This window comes from Streptomyces sp. NPDC096311 (assembly GCF_044763085.1).
Taxonomy (GTDB): Bacteria; Actinomycetota; Actinomycetes; order Streptomycetales; family Streptomycetaceae; genus Streptomyces.
This window is the reverse complement of record NZ_JBIWFN010000007.1, coordinates 180,401-201,538: the sequence shown is the minus strand read 5'-3', so window position 1 is coordinate 201,538 and position 21,138 is coordinate 180,401. Positions and strand designations below refer to the sequence as shown.

Annotated in this window: 20 protein-coding genes; 10 read left to right on the top strand and 10 right to left on the bottom strand. The window is 69.2% G+C overall.

Going from position 1 to position 21,138, the window contains the following annotated elements; genetic code table 11:
- Positions 1 to 13: 13 nt before the first annotated feature.
- Positions 14 to 475, bottom strand: coding sequence for a MarR family winged helix-turn-helix transcriptional regulator (locus ACIRA5_RS19775; protein ID WP_403692285.1), 462 nt, complete (start codon positions 473 to 475; stop codon positions 14 to 16).
- 221 nt (positions 476 to 696) lie between these two features.
- On the opposite strand from ACIRA5_RS19775, the gene ACIRA5_RS19770 reads away from it, so the two are divergent.
- The 3 genes from ACIRA5_RS19770 to ACIRA5_RS19760 all read left to right on the top strand — a co-directional run bounded on the left by ACIRA5_RS19770 (position 697) and on the right by ACIRA5_RS19760 (position 4,266).
- A complete protein-coding gene (locus ACIRA5_RS19770) occupies positions 697 to 2,253 on the top strand; it encodes a hypothetical protein (RefSeq protein WP_403692282.1) in 1,557 nt (518 codons plus the stop codon).
- 123 nt (positions 2,254 to 2,376) lie between these two features.
- On the top strand, positions 2,377 to 3,234 hold the full coding sequence (locus tag ACIRA5_RS19765) for a class I SAM-dependent methyltransferase (protein ID WP_403692745.1): 858 nt from the start codon (positions 2,377 to 2,379) through the stop codon (positions 3,232 to 3,234).
- Positions 3,235 to 3,477: 243 nt separating this feature from the next.
- Complete coding sequence (locus ACIRA5_RS19760) at positions 3,478 to 4,266, top strand: DUF3472 domain-containing protein (RefSeq protein WP_403692279.1); 789 nt, start codon at positions 3,478 to 3,480, stop codon at positions 4,264 to 4,266.
- A gap of 2 nt (positions 4,267 to 4,268) precedes the next feature.
- Here the strand turns inward: ACIRA5_RS19760 and ACIRA5_RS19755 are convergent, their stop codons facing one another.
- Entirely contained in the window at positions 4,269 to 4,823 is a 555-nt protein-coding gene (locus ACIRA5_RS19755) for a Gfo/Idh/MocA family oxidoreductase (RefSeq protein ID WP_403692276.1), read from the bottom strand.
- Here ACIRA5_RS19755 and ACIRA5_RS19750 point away from each other — a divergent pair.
- Entirely contained in the window at positions 4,714 to 5,079 is a 366-nt protein-coding gene (locus ACIRA5_RS19750; RefSeq protein WP_403692274.1) for a substrate-binding domain-containing protein, read from the top strand. The genes ACIRA5_RS19755 and ACIRA5_RS19750 overlap by 110 nt on opposite strands.
- Positions 5,080 to 5,226: 147 nt before the next feature.
- Here the strand turns inward: ACIRA5_RS19750 and ACIRA5_RS19745 are convergent, their stop codons facing one another.
- Positions 5,227 to 5,925, bottom strand: coding sequence for a LuxR C-terminal-related transcriptional regulator (locus ACIRA5_RS19745; RefSeq protein ID WP_403692271.1), 699 nt, complete (start codon positions 5,923 to 5,925; stop codon positions 5,227 to 5,229).
- 232 nt (positions 5,926 to 6,157) lie between these two features.
- Here ACIRA5_RS19745 and argG point away from each other — a divergent pair, with 232 nt between their 5' ends.
- Positions 6,158 to 7,606: an argininosuccinate synthase gene (gene argG, locus ACIRA5_RS19740; protein WP_075029507.1), complete on the top strand. Its 1,449-nt coding sequence runs from the start codon at positions 6,158 to 6,160 to the stop codon at positions 7,604 to 7,606.
- Between the two features lie 328 nt (positions 7,607 to 7,934).
- Here the strand turns inward: argG and ACIRA5_RS19735 are convergent, their stop codons facing one another.
- Entirely contained in the window at positions 7,935 to 9,068 is a 1,134-nt protein-coding gene (locus ACIRA5_RS19735; protein WP_403692268.1) for a glutathione-independent formaldehyde dehydrogenase, read from the bottom strand.
- 176 nt (positions 9,069 to 9,244) lie between these two features.
- On the opposite strand from ACIRA5_RS19735, the gene ACIRA5_RS19730 reads away from it, so the two are divergent.
- The gene (locus ACIRA5_RS19730) at positions 9,245 to 9,436 is read left to right on the top strand and encodes a hypothetical protein (protein WP_030190387.1); all 192 of its coding nucleotides are present in this window, start codon (positions 9,245 to 9,247) and stop codon (positions 9,434 to 9,436) included.
- Positions 9,437 to 9,606: 170 nt separating this feature from the next.
- On the opposite strand, the gene ACIRA5_RS19725 is transcribed toward ACIRA5_RS19730, so the two are convergent.
- Positions 9,607 to 10,905, bottom strand: a complete 1,299-nt coding sequence (locus ACIRA5_RS19725; protein ID WP_403692265.1) for an MFS transporter — start codon at positions 10,903 to 10,905, stop codon at positions 9,607 to 9,609.
- Positions 10,906 to 10,981: 76 nt separating this feature from the next.
- Between ACIRA5_RS19725 and ACIRA5_RS19720 the strand changes: the two genes are divergently transcribed.
- Positions 10,982 to 11,539, top strand: a complete 558-nt coding sequence (locus tag ACIRA5_RS19720; RefSeq protein WP_403692263.1) for a TetR/AcrR family transcriptional regulator — start codon at positions 10,982 to 10,984, stop codon at positions 11,537 to 11,539.
- 76 nt (positions 11,540 to 11,615) lie between these two features.
- Here ACIRA5_RS19720 and ACIRA5_RS19715 read toward each other — a convergent pair whose 3' ends face one another.
- From ACIRA5_RS19715 to ACIRA5_RS19705, 3 genes are all read right to left on the bottom strand, one after another.
- Positions 11,616 to 12,068: a hypothetical protein gene (locus ACIRA5_RS19715; RefSeq protein WP_403692261.1), complete on the bottom strand. Its 453-nt coding sequence runs from the start codon at positions 12,066 to 12,068 to the stop codon at positions 11,616 to 11,618.
- A gap of 183 nt (positions 12,069 to 12,251) precedes the next feature.
- The gene (locus ACIRA5_RS19710) at positions 12,252 to 13,703 is read right to left on the bottom strand and encodes a purine-cytosine permease family protein (RefSeq protein WP_403692259.1); all 1,452 of its coding nucleotides are present in this window, start codon (positions 13,701 to 13,703) and stop codon (positions 12,252 to 12,254) included.
- Between the two features lie 270 nt (positions 13,704 to 13,973).
- The gene (locus ACIRA5_RS19705) at positions 13,974 to 14,348 is read right to left on the bottom strand and encodes a helix-turn-helix transcriptional regulator (RefSeq protein ID WP_403692256.1); all 375 of its coding nucleotides are present in this window, start codon (positions 14,346 to 14,348) and stop codon (positions 13,974 to 13,976) included.
- A gap of 365 nt (positions 14,349 to 14,713) precedes the next feature.
- Here ACIRA5_RS19705 and ACIRA5_RS19700 point away from each other — a divergent pair, with 365 nt between their 5' ends.
- On the top strand, positions 14,714 to 15,118 hold the full coding sequence (locus ACIRA5_RS19700; RefSeq protein WP_403692253.1) for an ANTAR domain-containing protein: 405 nt from the start codon (positions 14,714 to 14,716) through the stop codon (positions 15,116 to 15,118).
- A 19-nt stretch (positions 15,119 to 15,137) separates the two neighbouring features.
- Here ACIRA5_RS19700 and ACIRA5_RS19695 read toward each other — a convergent pair whose 3' ends face one another.
- The gene (locus ACIRA5_RS19695) at positions 15,138 to 15,950 is read right to left on the bottom strand and encodes an SAM-dependent methyltransferase (RefSeq protein WP_403692251.1); all 813 of its coding nucleotides are present in this window, start codon (positions 15,948 to 15,950) and stop codon (positions 15,138 to 15,140) included.
- 142 nt (positions 15,951 to 16,092) lie between these two features.
- Between ACIRA5_RS19695 and ACIRA5_RS19690 the strand changes: the two genes are divergently transcribed.
- The gene (locus ACIRA5_RS19690) at positions 16,093 to 17,496 is read left to right on the top strand and encodes a PP2C family protein-serine/threonine phosphatase (protein ID WP_403692248.1); all 1,404 of its coding nucleotides are present in this window, start codon (positions 16,093 to 16,095) and stop codon (positions 17,494 to 17,496) included.
- Between the two features lie 80 nt (positions 17,497 to 17,576).
- Positions 17,577 to 17,732: a DUF6131 family protein gene (locus ACIRA5_RS19685; RefSeq protein WP_095856802.1), complete on the top strand. Its 156-nt coding sequence runs from the start codon at positions 17,577 to 17,579 to the stop codon at positions 17,730 to 17,732.
- On the opposite strand, the gene ACIRA5_RS19680 is transcribed toward ACIRA5_RS19685, so the two are convergent.
- Positions 17,723 to 20,974, bottom strand: a complete 3,252-nt coding sequence (locus ACIRA5_RS19680) for an alpha-L-rhamnosidase (RefSeq protein ID WP_403692245.1) — start codon at positions 20,972 to 20,974, stop codon at positions 17,723 to 17,725. The genes ACIRA5_RS19685 and ACIRA5_RS19680 overlap by 10 nt on opposite strands.
- Positions 20,975 to 21,138: the final 164 nt, after the last annotated feature.

The window sequence follows — 21,138 nt, the reverse complement described above, 5'->3', positions numbered from 1 at the left end:
GAGGTGGGCGCGGTCACAGCCGTTCCGCCAGTCGGTCGAGGAGGGGCAGGGCCGACGCGAGTGTCCCGCGCTCCTCCGGGGTGAACTCGTCGAGGACGGCCGAGAGCCGGTGTACGGACTCGGAGCGCCGCTCCGCCAGCATGGCCCGTCCCTCCTCGGTGATCGCCACGATGATCCGTCGCCCGTCCGCCGCGTCGGGGCCACGACCGACGAGCCCGCGCTGTTCGAGTACGGCGAGCGTGCTGGCCATCGCCTGTGGCCGTACGCGTTCCAGGTCGGCGAGGGATCCCGGGGAACTGGGGCCGTCGGCGGCGAGCCGCGCGAGCACCGAAACACCGGAGAGTGACACGTCCCCCACGGCGTGGGCCTGGCGCAGTCGTCGGGTCATGCGGCCCACGGCGAGGCGAAGGTCGGAGGCGAGCCGGACGGTGTCGCTCGGTCCGTGGGCGTGATCGGTACCTGCTTCTCTGTCCATCTGCACAAGTACTAACAATAGTTTTATCAGTCTGGACTGATCAATCAAATGTGAGTAATGATCGGACGGCTGACCCCTGGCGACGGCAGGTGATCCCCGACGGCGACACTCCGCTTCCCGTGCGCCCGCACTGCCGCGGCGCACCCTCTGTCGCGTCCGAATGATTGAACGTACTCTGACAAGTCATAGAACTTCGGGCGTGATTGACTGGGGGAGCCGTCATGTCCTGGGACAACAACGGCCCGCGCGCCGGATTCGTCGTACCGCCGATGCCGAGCGCACCGCCGCCCGCTCCGGCTGACGGGCCCCGAGCGGCCGCGGTGGCCCTGCTGAACCTGTGCGGACTGGGCCTGGGTTACGCACTGGTGCGCCGTCGGGGACTCATGGCGCTGTGCTGGGTCGCGACCGCGCTGCTGCTCTTGGTGGCCCTCCCCGCGGACCCGGACGGCGTCCCGGGTGCAGCCGTCGTCGCCTACCTGGTCTTCCTCGGTCTCGCGGCCGTTCATGGTGCGATCGTGGGGTTGCGGACCCGTCTGGTGTGGCCGCCGCGCGCCTGGCTCGCGATCGCGCTCGGGGTCGTCCTTCTGGCCGTGCCGACCGGAGGCGTCGCCCTGTACGACGGCGCGCGTGACGACGCGACCGAGGCGATGCTCATGGACCGGCTGGAGCGGGCGGACAAGCTCGTCCAGACCGCCGGCGAGCAGCCGTTCGCGACGGCGGAGGCCGCCTACCGCCGGGCCCTGGCGGTCTATCAAGGCCTGCGCGGCGACCATCCCGGCTCCCGCGCGGCAGCCCGGGTCCCCGACCGGCTCAAGACGTACTACGCCACAGTCGGTGCGCCCTACGACCAGAAGAACTACTGCGACGCCATAGCGCCCCTGAAGTACCTGCGCACCGTACCGAGGACCATGGGCAAGCGGGCACTCGGAGCACTGTCCACCTGGCCCGACGATCGGCTGGCGACCTCGCTCTACGAGTGCGCGTCGCAATCGCTGAGCGGTGGCGAGGCGGACTGGCCCACACACTTCAGTGATCTCCTGACGACGTTCCCGCGGTCCGCGTCGGCCGCGAAAGTGGAGCCGACCGTCAAAACGGCCGTCGACAAGGCCGTGAAACAGGTGGCCGGCGGCGATCCCTGCACGGCTGTCCAGCACCTCAACAGCCTGGGCACCCAGGTCCGTGCGCTGCCCGGAGAAGAAGCGGGTGTGGCCGGGGACCTCGGCAAGGACGCCGACCGGGCCGACAGGACGGCGGACTCGGGTACGTACGCCTGCGGAGTGGACCAGTACAAGGACGGGCGCTTCGACGAGGCCGTCACCACGATGAACGACTTCGTCAAGAACCATCCGCACCACACGAACCGAGCCCGCGCCCAGAAGATCGCCATCGCGGCGGAAATCGCCCAGACGGTGCCCGCCGCGGGCAAGAGACTGCCCACGACGGCGTCCGGTGGCAGTATCTCCGTCACCGTCAAGAACGACAGCCCCGACGACATCACCGTGATGTACACGGGGCCGGTGACGGGAAGCTTCCCTCTGAAGGCCTGCGGGAGTTGCACGTCCTACTCCCTCGCCAGCACGCTGGTGCGAGGCTTCACACCGTGCAACGACAGCGGGAAGAACTATCCACAACGGACCATCCGACTGCCCGCGGGCACCACGTACTTCGTGCACAAGGCCCGGAGCGGAACCGGGAAGTCCCCGGCCTCGGACACGGCCAGGCTGAGGTCCGGCTACATCTACACCGAGTGCGCCTACACGACGAGCTTCGGCTACTGAGGCCCCGGCGTGTGGGACGGTCGTGGCCCCGGCTGATCGCGACGCTGTCGCCCGGTGCGCCGGGAACTCGCCTCGCGGTCGTCCACGGCCGACTCGGTGACCGACCGCAAGGAGAGGGGCATCGTGGCGGACGAGCAGAGCGAGGTGCCGGACAGCACCGCGGTGCGCGTCGCCCTCTGGCGGGCGATGCACGTGCGGGTCGACCCGCCGCCCCACGTGATCGAGGACGAGATCGGGCTGCGACTGGCGGCACCTGAGGAGGGATGGCAGCTCCGCCCGGACATGGACCCGCGGGGCACCAGCGGGTTCCGGGCGGCCATCGTGGCCCGAGCCCGATTCATCGAGGACCTGGTGGCCGAACAGGCCGGCCACGGCGTCGCCCAGTACGTCGTGCTGGGCGCCGGTCTGGACACCTTCGCCCAGCGCAGGCCCGAGATCGCCGCCCGTCTGAGGGTGTTCGAGATCGACCAGCCGGGCACCCAGGCCTGGAAGCGCCGTCGCCTGATCGAACTCGGCTACGGGATCCCCGACTGGCTGCGCCTCGTGCCGGTCGACTTCGAGGCCGGTGCGGACTGGTGGGAGCAACTGTCCGACGCCGGCTTCGATCCCGGCCGGCCGACGGTCGTCGCCTGCACCGGCGTCACCATGTACCTCACCGAAGACGCCATCGCGGCGACCCTGCGGCGGCTCGCCCCGCTCGCCCCGGGCTCGACGCTCGCCATGACCTTCATGCTGCCGGCCGAACTCGTCGATGACGCCGACCGCCCCGCACTCGAGGCGACCAAGCCACAGGCGCAAGCGGCCGGAACGCCGTTCATCAGCTTCTACGCCCCGCAGGAGATGGTGGCGCTGGCCCGTGACGCCGGCTTCAAGGACGTCCACCACGTGCCGGGAACCGTCCTCGCCGAACGCTACTTCGCCGATCGGACCGACGGCCTTCGCCCGTCGAGCGGAGAAGATCTGTTGTTGGCCACTACCTGACGGGTGGCAGCTGACGCGACCGCACTGGAAGGGGCGTGGACGAGTACGCGCAGATGCGGCGCGTGGACATCGTGGAGGGGGCGTGACGGAGCACTCGGGCAGCGTGCCATTACTTCCCCCCACGCTCCTTTTGCCACCTATATCCGTTCGCCTAGCGTGGTGGCGCACGACCACCGCCGGGTCCGGACCGCCGACGCGGGGGCGGTCGGCGTGAACAGGGGGGTGGGGACGATCAACAGCGAAATGGCACGCCCACGGAGTCGGCGCTCTCTGGCGCGCGGGGTTCTGGGATTCGTCGCGGCCGTCTGCGCGGTGCTCATGCTGAGCACGGCGCCGGCACAGGCCGCGCAGCACCAGGACGCCAACGAGTACGCGATATGGAACTTCCACGGCGCCAAGGGGTTCTGGAACATCGACCAGCGGGTGCAGATCACCCAGAAGGCGAAGCACTCGTACTGGGCCATGATGTGGGACTTCACGGCCACACCGGGCAACGGCGGGTACATGGGCCTGCAGACCGACGGGACGCGCTTCAATCACACGACCGGTGAGACGGCGATCTTCTCGCTGTGGAACGCCAACGCCAGCAGGGGGAGCTGCGGGGCGTTCGGCGGCGAGGGGACGGGGCTCAGTTGCCGGCTCGCTTATGCCATCGACCGGCAGGCCGACTACCGGCTTCGGGTGTGGCGCCTGAACGCGGACGCGGGAGGGCAGTGGTGGGGCGCGTGGATCCAGAACATGAAGACAGGCGTCGACACCGCCATCGGAAGTCTCCGGGTGCCGCGCGATCAGACCCTGCTCGGCGTCCCGTCCAACTTCAGCGAGTACTTCGGCACCGCCGTCGCCTGCGACAAGGTGCCCCAGTCGGTCGCCTACTTCACCCAGCCCGCGGCGAACGCACAGGGCAACGGCACCTACCGGTACGGCTCCACGTATGAACGGTCGACCCGTGGCCGTTGCACGGGCGGAAACGTGCGGCTGGTCGACCTGGGGTGGACGAAGGCTGCCAAGGTGACGCTCGGCGGACGGTGACGTCACGCCGGGGCGCCGCACCACCGTGGCCCATCGCGAACCGGGAGTGCCGGTGCGGGAGCTCGCGTGGCGGAGACCGGGTTCCTCGTGAGGCCGGCTCGCAGCTGACCGGGTGAGCTCGGGCAGTCGGTGGCCCCGCGCCTGGTGGGTGGGCGCGGGGCCGTGCGGTGGGGTGGAGCTACCGGGCGGTCGCGGGGCCCTGAAGGTTCTTGGCGGCCAGCGCCAGTCCCTCGGTCCGGGAGTAGGCGGCGTCCTCGTGTTCTCTGTGCACGGCCATGTCCGGGTCGGTCTCGGCGAGGGCGCGCAGGAACTCGGTCCAGTAGGTGACGTCGTGTCCGACGCCGACGGCGCCCGACGGCGGTCACGACATCGGCGGTGCGCTCCAACTCGGCCATGGCGCGGGCGTCTTCCCTCGACCCGGCAAGAGGTTTCTCGCACGGCACGTGCTTGCCCGCGGCGACCAGTGCCTCGGCGATCGGCCGGTGCAGCGCGTTGCCGACGACGATGCTGACGGCGTCGATCGTCGGGTCCTCGGCGACGGCCGACCAGTCCGCCATTGGCGTCCTGGCCGCTCTGTCCCGTGCCGGGGTCGCCGTGCCGGGCGAGGTGTCCGTGGTCGGCTACGACGTCGACGACGCCCTCTCCCGCCTGAGCTGTCTCCATCTGACCACGGTCAGCCAGAGCGCCCGTGAACAGGCCCGGCATGCGGTGGTCGCCGCCGTCGAGCGCCTGAACCAGGGCCGCACCGAGCCCCGCGAGGTCGTACTGGCGCCACGCCTCGTCCTGCGTGGCACCACCGCGGAGCGGGTCTGACGGGCGCTCTGGGGCCACCGCCTGCACGCGGGCGCGGCGGCGCGAAGGGGAGGCGTGGTCTGCGGGGAGTGGCACCGTGACACGGACCTGCTCGCCGAGTCGGCGGCCTTGCGGTGCGGGTCGGCGGCCTTGCGGTGAAGGTCGGCGTCAGGCGGCCGGCCGCACCAGGCCCGTCTCGTAGGCGAAGGTCACCGCCTGCACGCGAGCGCGGGCGCCGATCTTGGCGAGGATGTGGCTGACGTGTGACTTGACGGTGGTCGGCGCGATGGACAGCCGCGCGGCGATCTCGGCGTTGGACCAGCCGGAGGCGACGGCGGTGAGGACGTCGCGTTCCCGCTCGGTGAGCATGTCGAGCCCGGTCTCCTGCTCGGCGGTCCGGGCCGGCCGCTCCTGGCGGACTGCGTCGATGAGCGCACGGGTGACGCTGGGCGTGGTGACGGCGTCTCCGGCGGCCACGATCCGGACGGCCGCGGTCAGTTCGTCGGGGGTGGCGTCCTGGGGGAGGAACCCACCGGCTCCCGCGCGCAGTGCCGCGTAGGCGTACCCCTCCTGACTGCTGGGGGTCAGGACCAGGACGCGCGGGGGGCGTCCGCCGGCTCTGACGGGCTCGCGTGCCGGAAACGGGGTGAGGGGCCGAGTGATGCGGCGGATGGCCTCGACGCCGTTCGGATCGGCTTCGTGGTGGCCCATCACGACGACGTCGGGACCGAGCGCGGCGCTCATGCGGACCGCCTCGGCGCCACTCGTCGCGTCGCCGACGACGGTCAGGTCGGGCTGGGCCGCCAGCAGCATGTGCAGACCGAGACGGTGCAGGGACTGGCTGTGCACCACGAGTACGGAGGTCATGACGGGCGCCCTTCGTGAGGGTGGGGGCGACTGCCGACGCGGGTCGGGTGGCCGCCACCGCACTCCCTGTGAACGAAACGGTTTCGTTCACTTCGTTGCCGTCAGCGTAGCTCGGGCGCTATCGAAACGGCATCGTTTTCTTTGTGGTCTCGGTCACTTCTCGATCGGCGGGGCGTCGGACCGTTTGTGGAGTGGCCTTGCATGACCATGCGGGATGTTGCATAATCTTGCCATGTCCAAGGTCCTCACTTCCCTCCCCACCGGCGAGCGCGTCGGCATTGCCTTCTCCGGCGGGCTCGACACTTCGGTCGCCGTCGCCTGGATGCGCGACAAGGGTGCCGTCCCGTGCACGTACACCGCCGACATCGGTCAGTACGACGAGCCCGACATCGCGTCCGTGCCCGGCCGTGCCACCGCGTACGGCGCCGAGATCACTCGGCTTGTCGACTGCCGTGCCGCGCTGGTCGAGGAAGGGCTGGCCGCACTCGCCTGCGGTGCGTTCCACATCAGGTCGGGCGGGCGCCCGTACTTCAACACCACGCCGCTGGGGCGTGCCGTGACCGGCACGCTGCTGGTGCGGGCCATGCTCGAGGACGGGGTGCAGATCTGGGGCGACGGCTCCACGTTCAAGGGCAATGACATCGAGCGGTTCTACCGGTACGGGCTGCTCGCCAACCCGCACCTGCGGATCTACAAGCCCTGGCTGGACGCGGACTTCGTCACGGAGCTCGGCGGCCGCAAGGAGATGTCGGAGTGGCTGCTCGCGCACGGGCTGCCGTACCGGGACTCGACGGAGAAGGCGTACTCCACGGACGCCAACATCTGGGGCGCCACGCACGAGGCCAAGACCCTGGAGCACCTCGACACCGGTATCGAGACGGTCGACCCGATCATGGGCGTGCGGTTCTGGGACCCGTCGGTGGAGATCGCCACGGAGGACGTGACGGTCGGCTTCGACCAGGGCCGTCCGGTGACCGTCAACGGCAAGGAGTTCGGCTCTCCGGTCGACCTCGTCATGGAGGCCAACGCGATCGGCGGCCGGCACGGCCTCGGCATGTCCGACCAGATCGAGAACCGGATCATCGAGGCCAAGAGCCGCGGCATCTACGAGGCCCCCGGCATGGCGCTGCTGCACATCGCCTACGAGCGTCTGGTCAACGCGGTCCACAACGAGGACACCGTGGCCGCGTACCACAACGAGGGCCGACGGCTGGGCCGGCTGCTCTACGAGGGCCGCTGGCTTGACCCGCAGGCGCTGATGGTGCGTGAGTCGCTGCAGCGCTGGGTCGGCACGGCGATCACCGGCGAGGTGACCCTGCGGCTGCGGCGTGGCGAGGACTACTCGGTCCTCGACACCCGGGGCCCGGCGCTCAGCTACCACCCGGACAAGCTCTCCATGGAGCGGACCGAGGACTCGGCGTTCGGCCCGGTGGACCGCATCGGCCAGCTCACCATGCGGAACCTGGACATCGCCGACTCCCGTGCCCGTCTCGAACAGTACGCGGGCCTGGGCCTGGTCGGCAGCGACCACCCGACGCCGATCGGCGCCGCGCAGGCGGCCTCGACCGGTCTGATCGGCGCCATGGACGAGGGCGGCGCCGAGGTGATCGCCTCGCGGGGCGAGGCCACGGACGAGGAGACGATGCTGGACCGCGCCGCGATGGAGTCCGGCACGGACTGACGCCGGTCACCGGTCGTACGTACCCGCGCGGCGGGCCCCGGCGGATTCTGTTCCGCCGGGGCCCGCCGTCGTCCGCTGCGCGAGGGGGAGGGGTTCACTGCCATGGCTGCTCCCGTCGCCTCCAGCGACCTCACGCATGGGTCGCCTCCAGCGACCTCACGCATGGGTCGCCTCCAGCGACGTCACGCATGGGGAGTGACGGGGCCAGGCCCACGGACGACCGTCCGCCGACGTTCCCTGTCCGCCGGGCAACTCCCCGCGCAGCCGGCAGGGCATCACATCGCGACAGCCGGCGAGCGGCAGTGGGCGCAGGCCGCGGTCCGCAGGGCTACGGGTGCAGTATCACCTTCGTGTAGCCCTCGATCCGCTTGTCGAACTTGTCGTAGCCCGACGGCGCCTGATCCAGGGGCAGTTCATGGGAGACGACGAAACTGGGCTTCGCCCTGCCCTCGATGATCATGTCGCGCAGGTACCGGTTGTAGCGCTTCACGTTGCACTGTCCCGTCCCCATCCGCAGGCCCTTCTCGAAGAGCTTGCCGATCGAGACGAGGAGCATGCCCTGCTTGGCCTGTTCGTCGGGGCCGCCGGGGTCGGAGGGCACATAGAGGCCGGGCACCCCGAGCGCTCCGGTGGCTCGAACCGTGCCGACGAGCGAGTTCAGGACGGTCGCCGGTTCCTCGCGGTCCGTGCCGTGCCCTGTCGCCTGATAACCGACGGCGTCAATGCCCTTGTCCGTGCCGATGCCCTCCGTCTGGTCCTTGATCTGCTCGATCGGGTTGCCCTCGGAGAAGTTGACCGGAACCGCGCCTATCTCCTCGGCCTTCTGCAGCCGTTCGGGGACCCGGTCCACGACGAAGACCTTCTTCGCGCCGCGCATCAGAGCCGAGTAGGCGGCCATGAGTCCGACAGGCCCTCCGCCGTACACCGCGACGCTCTCGCCCGGGCGGACCTGGGCGAGCTCACAACCGTGGTATCCGGTGGGGAAAATGTCGGCGAGCAATATGAAATCGCTCTCGTGCTCGTTTCCCGGCGGCAGCTTCAGGCAGTTGAAGTCGGCGTACGGTACGCGCAGATATTCGGCCTGGCCGCCCTTCCAGGGGCCCATGGCGACGTATCCGTACGCGCCGCCCGCGAAACCGGGATTGACGGTCAGACAGTAACCAGTGAATCCCTCGACGCAGTTCATACAGAACCCGCAGGCGACGTTGAAGGGCATGACCACACGGTCGCCCTCCTTGAGCGAGGTGATGCCCTGGCCGAGTTCTTCGATGATTCCCATGTTCTCGTGGCCGAAGACGATGCCGGGCTCAGCGGCGGTACGGCCCTCGTACATGTGCAGATCGGACCCGCATATCGCGGTGGAAGTGACCCGTACGATTACATCGTTCGGATGCTGGATGCTGGGCTTTTCAACCTCTTCGACCGCAACGCTGAACGGCCCTTTGTAAACGACGGCCTTCACGGCTGCCACCTCCGCTCGGTGACGCATGTATGTGATGTCCACGCGCCCGCCCACATTCTCCGCGTGACCCATCTCTCATGATTCTCCGTCCTACGCGATCGGACAAGCCGGTACCGTCGATGTGAATAACTGCCCGGTGCCGTGCAGAGAAATGCAGTGGAGAAGGAGGCCGAAAGATGTCAGCACAGCGACTGGGAACGCTGCTTGTCCCCGTGCCGGGATTGTCCGGCACCACCTATCCGCCGGGAACGACCGTGACGGTCCGCGGACGAGGCGCCACGGTCGACGCCTTCGTCAACGGCGACTGGCTTCCCCTGTCGTGGTGGGAATTCTCCGACGGCCTGCGCGAGGACATCGCCGACCGCTGACCCTCGGCGCCGATGCCGTCGCGGGCATCGGCGATGACGACGGTCCTGGGCGGGGTCGTGGCGTTCCTCTGGAGTCCAAAGCTCCCCGGCAGCCTCTGTGCCTGCCGGGGGCTTCGTGTACCCGCCCACCGTCATGGATCGGTGGTGAGGGTGTCCGTGTCGGATTGTCTCTAGCGCTGGGCCGTGGCGGGCCGGTCGCACTGGCCGGTGTTCCTGGCCCGTCCCGTGCGCAGCCTTTGGGCGGCGAGCGCGAGGGCGCTGAAGGCGATCACGGCCGCGCTGTAGACGACCGAGGTCTCGTGCAGGCCGACGTTCGTGGTGGCGATCCCCGCGACCACGGCCGGGATGCTGAAGGCCAGGTAGGAGATGACGAACGCGACCGCGAACAGTTCGCCCCGCTCGGCCGGCGCGGCGATTCGGGCCAGTGTGCCGAAGCTGGCGAGAGCCGAGCCGCCGAAGCCGATTCCGGCGATGGCGGTGCCGGACGCGGCCATGGTGAGCGAGTTCGCCTCCACACCGCCCAGACCGACGGCCGTGCCGAGCAGCAGCAGGGCGGCCGAAAGGGCGAGCGTGCGCTCGGTGGGCCAGCCGCGCAGCGCGAACGCCGTGATCGAGGCGGGCACGCAGAGCAGGGTGACCACCAGGCCGCCGATGACATGGCTGGACAGGCCGAACAGGTTGGCGGCCACGGACGGGCCGAGTGAGAGATACAGTCCGCCCAGTGCCCAGCTCGCCACCAGGATCGGCACGAGTGCCATCAGGTCCGCGCGCAGTCGCGGAGCGACGCCGAGGCGCGGCTGAAGCGACCGTACGACACCGGGCCGGCGCTGTGCCGTCTCGGGTATGAGGGCGATGAGCAGACCGGCGAGGACCAGAGCCGCGAGCAGCAGCACGTAGACCAGTCGGGTCGGGTGCGGCCCGTACTCCGCGAGGACACCACAGCCCAGTGCGCCGAGGCCCAGCCCGAACGCCGGGGCCGCACCGGTGATGACCCCGGCACGGTGCGGCGCGTGGGGCGGATTGAGATCGACGAGGGTCGCGCCGAGTGTGGTCATGGCCGCGCCGGTGGCGATGCCCTGGACGAAGCGGGCCGTCAGAAGGATCGAGACGTCGTCGGCGACGATGAACAGTGCCATCGCCACCGCTTCGAGGGCGATGGCCGATGCCAGGACCGGTCGGCGGCCGATGTGATCGGACAGTGCGCCGAGCACCAGGAGTGCCCCGATCATTCCGACGACGTACACCGCGAAGACCGTGGTCAGCGTGGTCGCCGAGAAGCTCCACTCGTGCTGGTAGATGACGTAGAGCGGCGACGGCGCGCTCGACGCGGCCATGAAGAGGACGAAGACGGCCGCGATGGACGCGAAGGCGACCGGTCGGCTCAGCCCCCGCCGCACACGGCCGGACGGTGGGCCACCTGGGGCTGGGGCCGACGGGATCTTCTTGTAGGACGTGGGTGCGTCAGACATGCGCTCTCTCTCCGAATGCAGCGATCACTGCGTTAGCAGTCTCCTCTAACGCAGCGATCAGTGCGATAATTTCCGCATGACCGAAGCAACAGTCCAGCCCCGTCCCGGCGGCCGCTCCGCGCGGGTGCGCGCGGCCGTTCACCGCGCGGTCGGGGAGCTGCTCGCCGAAGAGCCGACCGAGGTGCTGACCATTCCCGCCATCGCGGCGCGCGCCGGCGTGCACGCGACCACGGTGTACCGGCGGTGGGGTTCCGTGGCACAGCTCCTGGCCGACGTCGCCACCAGTCGCTTCAGTGGCGACGTCGTGGTGCCGGACACCGGCTCTCTGGCCGGTGACCTGGAGCGGTGGACGGGCGATGTCGCCACCGACCTCGCCGACCCCGACGTCCTCGCCCTGATGCGGGCGACGATCGGCTCGGGTCCGGAGGGCGGATGCGCCTGCACGGCCGACCGGCACGCTCAGCTCGAGTCCATCATCGAGCGGGAGCGAGGTCGAGGAGGCAAGGTGCCGAGCGTGGAGCGGGCCGTCGACGGACTGCTCGGTCCGCTGTACTACCGCGCGATCTTCAGCGGGGAGCCCGCGTCCGGGGAGTGGGCGCGGGGTCTGGTCGCGCCGTTGCTCGCTGCGGTCTAGGGCTGCGACCGGACAGGTCGGCCAGGACGGAGGGCAGTGGCCGCAACCGATCGTTCGGACGGCGGCGCCGCCTGCGTCACACGTCGTACGCCGAGAAATCGACGACCGCTGTCGAGTCCTCGCCGTACCGCACGTCTATGTCCACCGCCATCGCCCCGCCTTCGGCTTCGGGGTGCAGATCGATGTGAGCGCAGACGTCCACCGGTGTCCCGGAGCAGTTCTCCTGCGTGAGAGGGGTGCCGGGATAGGCCGCCTTCAGCCACGCGTCCAGATCCGTTCGTGGGATCGTGAATCGCGCCTGGTATTCCGTGTCCAGCCAGACGCGGACGGTGCACTTCGCGTCCTGAGCCCCCTTGGGCAGCCCGTCCTGGTCCGCGTAGTGCATGGCGTCCGCGCACGAGGCGGCTTCCACCTGGGTCATCGGGTCGGCGGTGAAGGCCGTGAAGACCGTGAAGACCGTCCAGACGATCCACCCCACGAAAGCCGCCGGGAACGCCACAACTGTGGCGAGCGCCCATTTCCGCCTCATGATCACCCTTTGCTGTTGTTCGCGCCCCGAGCGGCGGCCGTCACTCTGCAAGACAGACAGGACGCACAAACGTGCCCCGCGGTTCTTGGCCGAGCGATCCGCAAACTCGCCCCCTACCAGCGCCGGCGCAACGCCGACGCACGCCACCCCGACCTCCTCGTCGCTCAGCGGCGCATGGCAGGGTCATGGCTCTCGGTGCTCATGGGCCGCCGATTCCAGCGTCGCGATCTCCGCCTCGGCCAGGCGGGCCTCGGCATCGACGTCGATCGACCGGGTGAGCAGCCAATAGAGCACCGCGGAGACGGGGAGCCCGATGAACAGGGCGATGTCCGCACCGCCGAGCGCGTGGGCGGCGGGTCCGACGTAGAGCGTGCCGACGGAGAAGAACGGCACCATGACGGCGAAGCCGACCAGGTAGGCGATGATGCCGTGCCAGCCCCAGCGGCCGTAGATGCCGTGCGGGTTGAAGATCTCGGCGACCGCGTAGTGGCCGCGGCGCACCACGTAGTAGTCCATGAGGTTCACGGCGGTCCACGGAATGAACAGGTAGAGCACCAACAGCAGGAAGTTGTTGAAGTTCTCGAGGAAGTGGGCGGTGGAGGCCAGTGCCCCCACCACGGAGAGCGCCGCGGTGAGGCCGATGGTCACGAGCCGTACGGCGACGGTCGGCCGCACTCTCTTGAACGAGTCGATCGCGCTGATGAGCGTGAGGGACCCGCCGTACATGTTCAGGGCGGTCACCGAGATCAGACCCAGGGCGGAGAACAGCAGCACGATCGCGCCGAAGCCGCTGAAGACCTTGTCGCCCGCCGCGTTGATCGAGCGGACGGTCTCGAAGTCCTTGCCCGCCCACGCGGCGAGCAGAGCCCCCAGACACATCAGCCAGATGCCGCCGAGCGCCGACCCGAAGTACGTCCAGTAGAAGGTCTTGCGGACGGTCACGTCCGGCGGGAGGTAGCGGGAGTAGTCCGAGACGTAGATGGCCCAGCTGATCTGGTATCCGGCGACCACGCCGAACTGCGCGAGGAACGGGGTCCACTGGAAGCCGCTGAGGTCGAAGGAGCCCGGGGGATAGTGCAGGGTGAGCAGGATGCCCACGGTGAAGATCCCGAAGACGACCAGGAAGGTGTAGGTGAGGACCCGTTCGGCGCGGTGGATGACGTCGTAGCCCACCAGCGCGATGACGAACCCGATGAGTGTGACGACGACGACCCACAGCTTGACGCCGCCGTGCAATGTGGTGTGCAGGGCCTCACCGGCCAGGATCGTGTTGAAGATGTTGAACCCCGCGTACTGCACATAGGCGAACAGCCATACGAGCAGGGCCCCGACGTAGCCGAACTGCGGCCGTGACTGGATCATCTGCGGCAGTCCCAGCTGCGGACCCTGCGCGGAGTGGAAGGCCATGAAGAACGTGCCGAGGATGGTGCCGGCGGCGATCGCGATCAGCGACCAGACGAGGTTGCCGCCCTCGGTGATGCTGATCAGCCCTACCGCCAGGGTGGCGATCTGCGCGTTGGACATGAACCACAGAGGCCCCAGGTGCCAGAGTTTTCCGTGCCGCTCGTCGAGGGGGACGTAGTCGATGGAGCGGATTTCCAGACCCGATACCCGTGGCTGCGACGATGTGGTCACGAGTGCCTCCTTTGAGCGGGTTCGTCATATGATGAGAAGGTTATCCACTTGTGATCACGTTCATCTTCTTGTCGTACCGGCCGAGGGGGGCTGTACCGGTCAGCATGTCCGACCGGTACGCAGTGCAACCCCACGTGTGCCACGCCACCGGAAGGATGAAAACAGCCCTGCTCCCGGCGGGACGCCACCGGACGCGATGTGACGCTGGATTCCCTCAACAGGCCCCGGCGAAAGGCTGGTTGGCCGCTGCTCTCGTTCCGGCCGCGGAGATCAGTCCGTCGCGCGCCGAGCGGAATGATCGAACGCCAGCGAGTGCTGCTCGGGCTCGGGCCTGCCGCCGCGCCGGGCCTCGTGCTGGTCGAGGAGGGTCAGCAGGCCCTCTACGGTCAACCCGGCCTCCGCCGGGTGCCGGAGGATGGTCCCCGGTTCGATGTGGTAGATGTTCGAGCGGCCCTGGCGGGTGTGGGTGAGATAGCCGTCCTGCTCCAGATCGGAAATGATCTTCTGGACGGCGCGCTCGGTGAGTCGGCACCGTGCGGCGATGTCACGGATACGGGTTCCCTGATCCCTGGAGATCGCGGCCAGCACTCGGGCGTGGTTGGTGAGAAAGGTCCAGCCGGTATGCCCCTGCGGTACTTCACCCATGTCTCGAGGATACGGCTCGGCATTCGTGCATTCAAAAGGGTGAAAGAAAGTTCCTGTATCTCTTGACGTGTGAGGATCCGAAGGCCGACGCTTGGAGTAGTGAGATAGGCGGATGCCCCAGGAGCGACTGCCATGCACGAACGTCCACTCTCCGCCCAGGCCGGCAGCGAAGGCTTCTGCCCGCTTCTGAAGGGCGAGGCACGTTCGGCCGGTGGGCGGGCGGCCGCCGCGATCTCCGGTGCCATCGACACCGAGCACCCACTCCAGCGCTCCCTGTGCGAAGCCCCTGTGCGGTCGGTCGGCGGACCGCCGGCGGCCGTGACAGGCATCCCGGCAAGAACGACAGAGCGCACAAGGAGGATGGGTTGAGCGGCGACGCCGAGCAGGACCTGCGCACCGAAGTCGTCCAGCTCAAACGGGCCATGCAGACCCGGCCGGTCATCGATCTGGCCCGGGGAGTGCTGATGGCCTCGTTCGGCCTGAGCGCCGCCGACGCCTGGAATGTACTGGTCGAGGTGTCCCAGCACACCAACACCAAGGTCCACCATGTCGCGGGAGACCTGGTCGGCGCCGTCAACGGAGATCCGCTTCCCGACCCGCTCCGGCACCATGTGTCCGCGGCGGTCGCCGAAGTCCTCGGTCCCCATGCCCCCCACCATCCGAGCGCCGAGTGGACCTCTCCCATCGACCGGACGTCACGGGCGGGCGGTGACAAGGACACGCCGCCGATGTCCGACCGATGTCGCGATCTGTCGTCGGACCCACTCTGACCCCTGGTCCTTGGCCCCGTCACGCAAGCTTGCGGCCGACGCCTGCGTACACCCAGTACTCCGACGGGTTCTCCGGTATGTGGTCGTCCGGAGCCGGGCGCCACAGGGGTACGTAGACCAGGTCGGGCTCCACGAGGTCGAAGCCGTCGAAGAGATCCCGGATCTCGCCACGGGAGCGGGCGGTGACCGGGGATGTGGCCTTGGACCGGTACAGCTGCCCCACGGCGGCGGCCGTGTCCGGGCGATCCTGGTTCGTCGCATGCGTGAGCGCCAGCCAGCTCCCCTCCGGCAGGGCGTCCCGGAACGCGGCCACGATGCCGGCGGGGTTCTCCTCGGGCGTGATGAAGTGCAGGATCGTGATCATCAGCACCGCGACGGGCTGCTCGAAGTCGATCAGCTTCCGTACCTGCGGGGACGACAGGATGTCGGCCGGCCGGCGGATGTCGGCGTCGACGATGTCCGCGCCGGGATTGTCGGCGAGCAGGGCGGTGCTGTGGGCCACGGCCACCGGGTCGCTGTCCACGTAGACCACCCGGGCGTCCGGGCTGGCCGCCTGTGCCACCTCGTGCACGTTGCCCTGTGTCGGGATGCCCGATCCGAGGTCGATGAACTGCCGTACCCCGGCCTCGACCAGAAAGCGCACGGCCCGGCCGAGAAAGGCGCGATTGGCCCGCGCCAGCGTGCGCACCTGGGGGTCGATCGCCGTGAAGGCCGCCAACGCCTCCCGGTCTATGGGGAAATTGTGCTGTCCGCCGAGCATTGCGTCGTACATCCGGGCAACGCTCGCCTTGTCGGGATCGATCCCCTGCGGGAGACCGTCGTTGTCGGCCAACTCAACTCCCTGTCATGTCCTTGATCTTGACGCTCCATCATATAGTTGCCGATCAGGCGTGGCGGGTCGATGCCCAGGCCACGCTGCCGGACCCGCGTCCCACCGGAAAGGCACAACCCTGCGGAACGAAGCGCACTGTCCCATGGACGACGAACCCGCCACAGCGCGTTCACCGCGTCGGCCGGCCCTTTCCCCCGCGGCCGACGCCATCGGCTCGGAACTCGACCTGAGCCTGACCGGCAGCCATGTCGTCGACGCGCTGACGCCCGGGTTCTGCGACGCGGCCTCCGTCTACCTGCTGGAGCGCTGGCTGCTGGAGGAGAACGCGTACGCGTCCGCGGAACCACCGCAGATCGAGGCCCGCCGACTGGCGCTGCGCATCGGAACGGACGCGCCCGAGGACTGGGAGGGGCTGCTGCCGGTCGGCGAGGTCGTCGTCTTTCCGCGCGGGACGCCCTACACGCGTGCCATCGCCACCCTCGAGACGCAACTGCTCGACACGGTCGACGCCCATACGTCCGCGCGGCTCAGCACCGCCGGTGGCGGCGACGCCCGCATGGACGTCCTCCTGCGCACGGCCTCCTTCCTCGTCGTCCCGCTGCATCTGCGCGGTACCGCCGTCGGATTCATCGCCTGCACGCGCGGCCCGGACCAGGCGCCCTTCCTGCGCGCCGACGCCGAGGCCGTGGAGTCGCTGGCGGTACGCGCCTGTGTGGCCTTGGACAACGCGCGCCGGTACGAACGCGAGCGCCGTACGGCACTGGCCATCCGCCGAAGCCTGCTCCCCGCCACCGAGCAGGTGTTCGAGGGATGTCGTATCGCCCACGGCTACCTCCCCGCGGGGCACGACAACATCATCGGCGGTGACTGGTTCGACGTGCTGCCCCGGTCGGGAGGCCGCGTCAGTCTGATCGTCGGGGACGCCATGGGGCACGGTCCGGAATCGGCCGTCGCCATGATCCAGCTACGCACCGCGGTCCGTACCCTGGCGGGACTGGACATCACCCCGGCCGAGTTGATGCACCGTCTCGACGCGCTCGCCTGTGACACACCCGGAGCTTCCTTCGCCACGTGCATGTACGCCGAGTGGGACGCGAGGCGCCGCATCTGCACCTTCGTCGGAGCCGGCCACCCGCCCCCGCTGATCCGCGATCCGGGCGGACGGACCGGGCCGGTCACTCTCACCAGCCCGGGCCTGCCCCTGGGACTCGGTATGGGGACGTACGAACCCACCGTCCTGCACGTGCCCGACCCGGTGCTGCTCCTGCTCTACAGCGACGGCCTGGTCGAGTCCCGCCACACCGACATCGACCAGGGCATCGCCCGCCTAGCCGGCCTTCTCGACATGGACGGCGTCGACCCCGACCGCGTCGCAGGCCCGGACACCCTGGACTCCCTGTGCCGGCGCCTGCTGCACGGCACGTCGGCCACCAACGACGGAGCGGACGACCGCACGCTCCTGCTCACCGAACTCGTACCCGCGAAGATCCCATCCCCGCCGCAGACGCCGGAGAGCTCCCCCGATCACCTGCCGCAACCGCGCTAATCGCCTGCCACGACCGCGTTAGGAGTTGCCCTGCGGTGGTACACGGAGGTGACGAGGGGGGCTGATTGCGGGAGGTTGCCATGCTTGTCCTCGGCATCATTCTGCTCGTCGTCGGTTTCGTCACGGGCATCAGCATTCTTTGGACGATCGGCGTGATCCTTGTGATCATCGGACTCGTCCTGTGGATCCTCGGGGCTGCCGGACACGCTGTCGGTGGCCGCCGCCACTACTGGTGACGGGGGCCGCGGGCAGCCCCCTGTGCGCGCCGGGTCGTGAAACGGTGATCGCCGGAGCCGACCTGGTACACCACGCAGCCGTCCTCAGTCCGCAGAAACGTCGCGTGGGTGTGGGTCACCACGTCCGGGTCTTCCCCGGGGACCCACACCTCCGCGGTCGTGTTGGGAGGCACGGCACACGTCAGGACGAAGCCGCCCGGTCGTTGGCGCCACCATGTGGAGACCGGGCCGTAGACGGAGGCGAACGTGGCACGAGCGGTGGTGACGTCGCCGCCCGGGCGGGGGCGTACGACGATCTCGCGGTAGCCGGGCCGGCCCGCCGCGATGCCGGCGATGTTGGTGTACATCCACTCGCCCACCGAGCCGTACGCGTAGTGGTTGAAGGAGTTCATGGCCGGGGTCTGGAAGCTGCCGTCGGGCTGGATGGAGTCCCAGCGTTCCCACATCGTGGTGGAGCCCTTGTCGATCTGGTAGCCCCAGCTGGGGAAGGAGCGTTGCCGAAGCAGCCGGTGGGCGACGTCGGTGTGGCCGGTGTCGGTGAGGACGGGCAGCAGCCGGGGTGTACCGAGGAAGCCCGTCGAAAGGTGCCAGTCCTTGGCCTCGATGAGCGCGACGAGGCGGTCGGCCGACGCCTTGCGCATCGCGTTTGGCAGCAGGTTCATCGACAGGGCGAGGACATAGGCCGTCTGCGTGTCACCCTTCACCTTGCCGGCGGTGGTGACGTAGGCGTTCTGGAAAGCGGTGCGGACGCGCTCGAAGAGGTCGAGGTAGGGGGCGGAGTCCTTGCCGAGCTCCTCGGCCGTGCGGGCCGCGAGGTCGGCGCTGTGCGCGAAGTACGCGGTGGCGATGACGTCCTTGGGAGTCTCGTCGGAGACGTTCAGCCAGTCGCCGTACCCGCCGGCCGGCCGCAGCAGGTGGTCGCTGTTCTTCTCCAGGTACTTCAGCCAGGCCTGGATGGAGGGCCAGGCATCTTCCAGGACCTGTCGGTCCCCGTACGCCTGGTACAGGGACCAGGGGACCGTGACGCCCGCGTCGCCCCATCCGGCGACACCGTTGCCGACCGTGCCGACCATGGGTGCCACGTCCGTGAAGGCGCCCTCCGGAGTCTGTGCGTCGCGCAGGTCCACGAGCCACTTGGTGAGGAAGCGGGCCGATTCCATCGTGTACGCCGCCGTGGGCGCGAAGACGTTGATGTCGCCCGTCCACCCCAGGCGCTCGTCGCGCGCGGGTGTGTCCGTCGGGATGGACAGGAAGTTGCCGCGCTGCCCCCAAGTGATGTTGCTGTGCAGCTTGTTGAGCATCGGGACATCGGTCTCGAAGTCGAGGGTGAAGGGTGCGGAGGTGTGCATGACGCGGCCTGTCACGGCCGTCGCCGGGGGAGTGCCGGGGAAACCGGTCACCTCGACGTAGCGGAATCCGTGGAAGGTGAAGCGCGGCTCGTACGTCTCCTCGCCGCCGCCCTTGAGGGTGTACGTGTCGGTGGCCGCGGCGGTGCGCAGATTCGCGGTGTAGAGGGTGCCGTCCGGGTTGAGCACCTCGGCATGCCTCAGACGTACGGTCGTTCCCGCCTCGCCCGAGACGCGCAGCCGTACCGATCCGACCATGTTCTGGCCGAGATCGAAGACGAAGACGCCCGGCTGTGGTTCGGTCACCGTCCTTGCCGTGAGTTCCCCGGCCACCCGGACCGGGCCGTCCACCTGCGCGACGATCAGGTCGGGAGCGGCGTCGCCCGCGGCGCGGACGTCGAGCCAGGTACGGTCGTCGAAGCCGGGTGAGGTCCAGCCGGAGGTCTCCTTGCGCGCGTCGTACGTCTCGCCGCCCAGGAGGTCGGCGGAGACGATCGGTCCGGAGGCGGCCCGCCAGTCCGTGCCCGAGACGACGCGCTCACTCGTCCCGTCGGCGTACTCGACCTCCAACTGCGCGAGCAGCGCGGGGCGTTCGCCGTACTGGTGGGGTCCGAACATACCGACGTTGCCCGCGTACCAGCCCGGAGCCACGTACGCGCCGACGGCGTTGGCGCCGGGCCGCAGGAGCGCGGTGACGTCGTACGTCTGGTACTGGACGCGTTCGTGGTAGTCCGTCCAGCCGGGAGCGAGCTGATCGCGGCCCACGCGGCGGCCGTTGAGGTGGGCTTCGTACAGGCCGAGAGCCGTGGCGTACAGGCGGGCGCGGGCCACCTTCTTGCCCGGGAGCCTGAACTCGTGGCGCAGCTGGTTGGCCGCGTACGACGCCGGGACGACCCGCCCCCAGGGCCCGGCTCCCCAGGCGGCGGCCTCCTTCGCCGCCGGCCAGCCGCTGTCGTCGAAGTCCGCCTCGCGCCAGTCGGCGGCGGGCTCCTTGTCCGTCGACCTCCAGGAGTCGTCGGTGACGATCCGCTGTTCGCCGGATGCCGTGTGCAGGACGAGGACGGCGACCAGACCGGCGGGTCCCTCGGTCGCGTTGGTCGCCGAGACCGCGAGGACGTTCTTCCCGGAACGCACCTGAGCGAGGACATCGATCACGGCCGGCCGGCGCCAGCCCTCGTTGTCCGTCGCCAGGTCGGTACGGGCCACCTCGGTGCCGTTCACGGAAACGGCGTACACGTTGTCGGCGGTGATGGCCAGGGTCGCCGCCGTGACGCCGTCCGGGAGGTCGAGGGCGCGACGGAACCAACGGGTGGCCGCGGGCGCGCTGTTGGCCGGCTCGCCCTCGGGGAACCAGATCCAGGCGCTGCCCTCCAGCGACGGTGCGTCGGTGAGGGCCGGAGGGGCCGAGACCCATTCCGCCGACCACTGTGCGGCGTCCATGAGGCCCGTCTCCCACCAAGCCGCCGCGCTCCAGGCGGAGGCTGCGCCCTTGGCGTCCCAGACGCGTACGGACCAGAAGTAGCGCGTCCGCGGCTTCAGTTGGGGGCCCGCGTACGGGACGAGTACGGACTCACCGGAGGTGACCTTTCCGCTGTCCCAGACATCCGGGTGCGAGAGGTCCGACGCACTGGAGGCGACACGGATCTGATAGGCGCTCTGGCGCACCCCCTGTTCGTCCGAGGCCATCGGCCAGCTCATCCGCGGGTGTTGCGCGTCGAGGCCCAGCGGGTGCTGAACGTACTCGACGGTGGGCGTGGTGATGCGCAGGGCACCGCGTGGTGCACCCGCTCGGGCTGGTGCGGACGCCGTAGCGGCCACTGCTGATCCGGTGTCGGCCACGACGGCCGCGGCCGTCGTGGCCGCCGATGCCGCCAGGAAGTTCCTCCTGCTGATCACTGGGGCCCCTCACGTAGAAGCGATGAATCGATTCACGGCGGTGAACGTAGGGGCGTGCGGGACGGAGGTCAATGAGTGTGCGGGATTTTCTTGCTGTGCTGCCGGGTGGGTACGCGCTTTCGGTGGAACCTGACGCGTCCGAGGCGGGGGCGATTGAACGGTTT